The sequence below is a fragment of the Flavobacterium sp. genome (assembly GCF_035292545.1).
GTDB lineage: Bacteria > Bacteroidota > Bacteroidia > Flavobacteriales > Flavobacteriaceae > Flavobacterium.
On record NZ_DATDPV010000003.1, the window covers coordinates 1 to 4,808 of the forward strand.

Below are 4,808 nucleotides of genomic sequence, written 5' to 3' on the forward strand. Positions count from 1 at the left end.
GATGAAGCGCATTGTATCTCAGAATGGGGGCATGATTTCAGACCGGAATACAGAAATCTAAGACATATTATAAAGCAATTGGGTGATGTGCCGATTATTGGCCTGACCGCAACGGCGACTCCAAAAGTACAGGAAGATATCCTGAAAAATCTGGATATGCCCAATGCCAATACTTTTAAAGCCTCTTTTAACAGGCCTAATTTATATTACGAAGTACGGACCAAAACCAAAAATGTAGAATCCGATATTATCCGTTTTATCAAACAACACAAAGGGAAATCCGGGATCATTTATTGCCTGAGCCGTAAAAAAGTAGAAGCCATTGCGCAGGTTCTACAAGTTAATGGCATAAGCGCCGTTCCTTATCACGCGGGTCTTGATGCCAAAACCAGAGCCAAACATCAAGATATGTTCCTTATGGAAGATGTGGATGTGGTTGTGGCTACCATTGCCTTTGGAATGGGAATTGACAAACCGGATGTTCGTTTTGTAATCCACCATGATATTCCAAAATCACTGGAAAGCTATTATCAGGAAACGGGTCGTGGCGGACGAGATGGTGGTGAAGGCCATTGTCTGGCTTATTATTCCTATAAAGATGTAGAAAAACTCGAAAAATTCATGTCAGGAAAACCGGTAGCCGAACAGGAAATTGGTTTTGCTCTTTTACAGGAAGTCGTGGCTTATGCCGAAACTTCGATGTCGCGACGTAAATTCCTGCTGCATTATTTCGGTGAAGAATTCGACAGCGAGACCGGAGAAGGTGCCGATATGGATGACAATGTCCGCAATCCCAAAGTAAAAGTGGAAGCCATGAACCAAGTGGTGAAATTATTGGAAGTGGTTCGGGACACCAAACATTTATATAAATCAAAAGAAGTCGTTTATACCCTGATAGGAAAAGTAAACGCCGTTATCAAAGCCCATAGAACCGATACCCAGAAGTTTTTTGGAGGAGGTGCGGCTTTCGAAGAAAGGTATTGGATGGCTTTAATCCGACAGGTTTTAGTGGATGGTTTGTTGTCTAAAGATATTGAGACCTACGGTATTGTTAAAGTAACCGAAAAAGGATTGGATTTTATCAAGAACCCCACTTCTTTTATGATGTCCGAAGATCATGAATACAATGAAACCGAAGACGAAGCTATTGTAACTGCCGCAAAATCTTCCGGTACAGCCGATGAAGCTTTGATGGCCATGTTACGTGATCTGCGTAAAAAAGTAGCTAAGAAATTAGGCGTTCCTCCGTTTGTGGTTTTTCAGGATCCTTCGTTGGAAGATATGGCGCTCAAATATCCGGTTTCACTGGATGAGATGAGCAATATTCATGGTGTTGGAGAAGGAAAGGCCAAAAAATACGGTAAGGAGTTTGTAGATTTAATCAATCGCTATGTAGAAGAAAATGATGTTATCAGACCGGATGATTTGGTGGTAAAATCCACTGGAGCCAATTCTGTCAATAAATTATACATCATTCAAAACATCGACCGGAAATTATCTTTAGAGGATATTGCTAAGGCTAAAGGCTTGACGATGGATACCCTAATCAAAGAAATGGAGCAAATTGTGTATTCAGGAACCAAACTGAATATCAAATATTGGGTAGATGAAATGCTTGATGAAGACCAACAAGAGGAAATTCATGATTATTTCATGGAATCCGATACCGATAAAATTGAAGATGCCTTAAAAGAATTTGATGGCGAATATGACATCAATGAACTAAGATTGATGCGTATTAAGTTTATTAGCGAAGTGGCAAATTAGGAATATTCGGTTATCTGTTTTTTAGTTATCGGTTATCGGTTTGTTATTGGTTATTTTTCAAAAATCTCACCCCGATGCGGTTTCAAGGCATCTCTCACTGCGATCATGTGCTCATCGGTTACGACCATGAAAGCCATGGCATACATCTCGTCTATGATTTTAAAACCAGTTATATTTAAGGGTAATTCTTTTGAAATTATATATTCTTTAAGATGAATTTCATGATGTTCGGCAGTTTTTGCGGAAGCAGGACCACGAAAATCCCAGATAAGTTTTATTTGTCGAGACATTGTTTTTAAGTTAAGGTTTAAAGTCGCAAAGGTTCAAAGTTACAAAGTTTGTTGCCTGAAAAACGAATAACCAAACCAACAAATAACAAATCCACTTCAAATTAGTATTTTTGCACTCTGATGCCGTTTTTCGACTCATCGAATAATCTCATCAATGAATAATCAATAAAAAAATGCCAAAAGAACTTCTTACTCAAGTATCCCCTGAAGTAGCTGTAAACGAACAGTTGCTTAAAGATCATATCTCCAGATTAATTAAGGTTTCCTCCAAAGACATCCAACATATTTCTATTCTGAAACGTTCTATAGATGCGCGTCAGAAAGCTATAAAAATTAACCTGAAAGTAATGGTTTTCTTTCAGGATGAGGAATTTACGGAGCATAAATTCCAATTGCCCGATTATAAAAATGTGGAGCATGCCCAAGAAGTAATTGTTGTTGGTGCCGGACCTGCGGGACTTTTCGCGGCTTTACAATTAATAGAACTAGGTTTAAAACCAATAGTTATCGAACGCGGAAAGGACGTTCGTGGCCGAAGAAGAGATTTAAAAGCCATTAATGTAGAACATATCGTCAATGAAGATTCTAATTATTGTTTTGGCGAAGGCGGAGCAGGAACCTATTCGGACGGAAAGCTATATACGCGTTCCAAAAAACGTGGCGATGTAACCCGAATCCTGGAATTATTCGTTGCCTTTGGCGCTTCCGAGGACATTTTGATAGAAGCCCATCCTCATATTGGAACCAATAAATTGCCGCAAATCATTCAGGATATTCGCGAAAAAATAGTCGAAATGGGAGGAAAGGTCCTTTTCGATACCCGATTAACCGATATTTTAATTAAAAATAATCAAGTACAAGGGATTGTTACCCAAAACGGCGATACGGTTCTAGCCAGTAATATCATTCTGGCCACAGGACATTCTGCCCGTGATATTTTTGAATTATTGGACAGAAAAAAAGTTTTTATCGAAGCCAAACCTTTTGCCTTGGGCGTAAGAGCCGAGCATCCGCAATCGTTAATAGACAGCATTCAGTACAGCTGTGATTATCGAGGCGAATTTCTTCCGCCGGCTCCTTATTCGATTGTAAAACAAGTGGGTGGGCGCGGTATGTATTCTTTTTGTATGTGTCCCGGCGGCGTGATTGCACCTTGTGCGACCAGTCCCGGTGAAGTGGTTACCAATGGTTGGTCGCCCTCCAAAAGAGATCAGGCTACAGCCAATTCCGGTATTGTGATTGAATTGAAATTGGAAGATTTCAAACCGTATGCAAAATTTGGCGCTTTAGCCGGAATGGAGTTCCAAAAAAGCATCGAACAAAAAGCGTGGCATCTGGCAGGGGAAACTCAAAAGGTACCCGCCCAGAGAATGATTGATTTTACACAAAACAAAGTGTCTTCCGAAATTCCGAAAACGTCTTATGTTCCCGGTACGACTTCTGTCGAAATGGGACAGGTTTTTCCAGGATTTTTAACCCAGATATTACGCGAAGGTTTTTCTGAATTTGGAAAATCAATGAAGGGGTATTTGACAAATGAAGCGATACTTCATGCGCCCGAATCGAGAACTTCTTCCCCGGTACGCATTCCCAGAAATGAGGAAACTTTGGAGCATGTGCAGATAAAAGGATTGTATCCATGTGGTGAAGGCGCGGGTTATGCGGGAGGGATTATCTCGGCAGCTATTGATGGGGAAAAATGTGCCTTAAAAATTGGAGAACGGTTGGGAAAACAATAAAATTCAATAAGCATCAATTCTAATGTAAAAAACCTCGTTTAAAAAGTTTAAACGAGGTTTTTTTAAAAAATTATGCATGTGGAGTAAAGTTTATTGGCCACAGGAATAGTTAAAACTAGGTACTTTAGTGCATTTCGCTTTAGCTTCTAATTTTTTTGCCACAGATTAAATAGATTATCACTGATTAATCTGTGTGAATCTTTCTAATCTGAGACAAATTTAAAAGCTTTAACCTAGAGATTTTAAATCTGCCAATCGAAATCTATGGGCTTTCAGTCCATAGTGGTTTAGTTTGAAGTTATTTTTTTAATTTTTTCAATTGTTCTTCCGCATTTTTGTTCTTTGGATTTAGCTTAAAGGCATATTCGTAATTTTTGATTGCTAATTCCCTTTCTTCCATAAACGCATACATTTCTCCAAGACTGTCATAGGTGTTGGCACTCTCTGGAAAAAGAAATACATTTAACTTGAATATTTCAATGGCATCCTTGATTCTCTTTTCTTTTAAAAGTGAATAGCCCCAATTGTTTAATTCATTTTCTTCAAAAACAGTGTTTGCTTTTTTGGCCTCTTCAATGGCAAACTTATACCCTGATTTCTCCAATACATTTCTCAAACTGTTAACGGCTGGCGAAAAGCCATTAGTCTCAGATTTTTTCATATTTGGAATATAAAATCTGGCTAGGTCGTCAATGAACGATTCCGGTGAACCGCCACTTAAATTGGTCAGCACAATAATGGAAAGATTGTCTTTTGGATAAACAAATAGGGCTGAACGTCCTCCGCCAACTGGAGCTACAGCCGGATGTTCAGATCGGCCTATAGTTGGCCAACCAGCGGCATATCCGTTAAGTAAATTATCAAAACCACCCGTTTTTCCATTGTTTAGGATGGCCGGTGTCCAAAGTGCCATAAGACTCTTATTCTCTTTTAATAATTGTTTGTTTTGTAAGGCAATAATCCAGTCAGCCATTTCTTTGGCATTAGAAATCATACCTCCTGCGGTTTGTAA

Annotated in this window: 4 protein-coding genes; 2 read left to right on the top strand and 2 right to left on the bottom strand. The window is 39.1% G+C overall.

Annotation, left to right across the window (positions count from 1 at the left end; translation table 11 throughout):
• A partial coding sequence (locus tag VI621_RS00515; RefSeq protein ID WP_324216433.1) for a RecQ family ATP-dependent DNA helicase occupies positions 1-1,767 on the top strand: 1,767 nt, incomplete at its 5' end.
• A 50-nt stretch (positions 1,768-1,817) separates the two neighbouring features.
• Here VI621_RS00515 and VI621_RS00520 read toward each other — a convergent pair.
• The gene (locus VI621_RS00520; RefSeq protein WP_324216434.1) at positions 1,818-2,057 is read right to left on the bottom strand and encodes a hypothetical protein; all 240 of its coding nucleotides are present in this window, start codon (positions 2,055-2,057) and stop codon (positions 1,818-1,820) included.
• 173 nt (positions 2,058-2,230) lie between these two features.
• On the opposite strand from VI621_RS00520, the gene VI621_RS00525 reads away from it, so the two are divergent.
• The gene (locus VI621_RS00525) at positions 2,231-3,796 is read left to right on the top strand and encodes an NAD(P)/FAD-dependent oxidoreductase (protein ID WP_324216435.1); all 1,566 of its coding nucleotides are present in this window, start codon (positions 2,231-2,233) and stop codon (positions 3,794-3,796) included.
• A gap of 298 nt (positions 3,797-4,094) precedes the next feature.
• Here the strand turns inward: VI621_RS00525 and VI621_RS00530 are convergent.
• A partial coding sequence (locus tag VI621_RS00530) for a serine hydrolase (RefSeq protein ID WP_324216436.1) occupies positions 4,095-4,808 on the bottom strand: 714 nt, incomplete at its 5' end.

What these genes read in the sequence shown, in the direction of transcription:
- VI621_RS00520 (WP_324216434.1), bottom strand. Translation starts at nt 2,057, where the DNA reads ATGTCTCGACAAATAAAACTTATCTGGGATTTTCGTGGTCCTGCTTCC.
- VI621_RS00525 (WP_324216435.1), top strand. Translation starts at nt 2,231, where the DNA reads ATGCCAAAAGAACTTCTTACTCAAGTATCCCCTGAAGTAGCTGTAAAC.